General features: G+C 74.1%; 1 protein-coding gene and 1 pseudogene. One reads left to right on the forward strand and one right to left on the reverse strand.

The window, feature by feature from the left end; all coding sequences use genetic code 11:
- A partial coding sequence (locus x551_RS22690) for an FAD-dependent oxidoreductase (RefSeq protein ID WP_036251975.1) occupies nt 1-630 on the forward strand: 630 nt, incomplete at its 5' end.
- Here the strand turns inward: x551_RS22690 and x551_RS22695 are convergent.
- Nucleotides 627-980, reverse strand: a pseudogene (locus x551_RS22695) (DNA helicase UvrD); the annotation flags it as partial. The gene x551_RS22690 and the pseudogene x551_RS22695 sit on opposite strands and share 4 nt — an antisense overlap.

Consider the following 980-nt stretch of genomic DNA (forward strand, 5'->3'; position numbering starts at 1 on the left):
ACCGGCGGCTGGCAGGTCGATGGCGAGCGACTCGACCGCGTGGTGCTGGCCTGCAGCGCCGTCGAGGCCGCCCGCCTCGCCGCGCCGCATGCGCCGGCCTGGGCCGATCTGGCCGCCGCGCTGCGCTACGAACCGATCGTCACCGTGCTGCTGCACGCATCCGGAGCCCGGCTCCCGGCGCCGATGCTCGCCCTGGACGCGCGCGACGCCGTGTCGCCGGCGCAATACGTGTTCGATCTCGGCCAGCTGCGTGACCCGGCACGCGAACCGGGCGCAACCGGCACGCTGGCCTTCGTCATCAGCGGCGCGGCCGACGCCGTCGTGCGCGGGCTCGACGCCACGGCCGAGGCGGTGCGTCTGCAGGCCACAGCGCAGCTCGGCCGCTGCCTGCCGAGCGAGCCCCGGCTGCTGCGGGTGCTCAGCGAGAAGCGCGCCACCTTCCTCTGCACGCCCGGTCTGCGGCGCCCGGGCGGCAGCATCGCGCCGGGATTGCTCGCCGCGGGTGATTACATCGATGGGCCCTACCCCGCCACGCTCGAGGGCGCAATGCGCGCCGGCCAGGCCGCAGCACAGGCACTCCCGCCAACGAAGCTTCCGCACGAGCCATCAGCCTCGCGCAGCGGGCCCTAGAGTTCGATCACCTCGCCGGCCGCGGTGATGAAGGCCGCACGCACGCTCTCGCCCCCCTGCAGGGACTGCACGGCCTCGCGGTAGCCGGCCAGTTGTTCCCGGTAGGCCTCGATCGCCTGCGGTGCGTGCTGCAGCTTGTAGTCGAGCACCCACCACTCCGGGCCTGCGGGCGTGTGCAATGCCACCAGCCGATCGATGCGCAACGCGGCGCCGCGCCATGCGATCGCCACCTCGTTGCCCGACCAGTGCAACGCCTCCGGGTCGAAGAAGCGTGCACAGGCCGCACTGCCCAGCACCGCCCGCACCAGCGCGGCCACGCGAGGCGCGGGCGTCGGGGCGGCAACGCGAAC

Origin of the sequence: Methylibium sp. T29 (genome assembly GCF_000576205.1) — a bacterium.
Lineage (GTDB): Bacteria > Pseudomonadota > Gammaproteobacteria > Burkholderiales > Burkholderiaceae_C > Methylibium > Methylibium petroleiphilum.